We start from the raw sequence: 371 nt of genomic DNA, 5'->3' as shown, positions 1-371 counted from the left end.
CAACACTTTCCGATAAAGCGACGATTCGTCGACGTCGTTTACCGAGTGATATGGTTCTTTGGCTTATTGTTGGAATGGCGTTTTTCCGCAACGAACCGATTGCCGAAGTCGCACGGCGAATGAATGTCTGTGCCGAGGGGTTGGCTAATGAGGAGCTGTTAGCAAAAAGTGCTTTAACGCAAGCAAGGCAACGCCTCGGCAAAGCAGCCCCAGAATGGTTGTTTAGGCAATGCAGCCATAGGTGGGGGTTAGAGCGTTACCCTGAGGATACTTGGCAAGGTTTGCAAGTCTTTGCTGTGGATGGCGCGCTTTTTAGAACCGCTGACACACCGGAGTTAAGAGACCATTTTGGGTCAGGTAATACATCCAGC

The 371-nt window shown here is 50.4% G+C and carries 1 protein-coding gene; it reads left to right on the top strand.

Annotated elements, in window-relative coordinates; genetic code table 11:
* The coding region (locus tag HCX89_RS22715) for a transposase domain-containing protein (protein ID WP_174840228.1) at positions 1 to 371 on the top strand (371 nt) is incomplete at both ends.

The sequence above is a fragment of the Shewanella sp. Iso12 genome, assembly GCF_012030025.1.
GTDB classification, from domain to species: domain Bacteria; phylum Pseudomonadota; class Gammaproteobacteria; order Enterobacterales; family Shewanellaceae; genus Shewanella; species Shewanella algae.
This window is presented reverse-complemented; position numbering and strand designations above follow the sequence as displayed.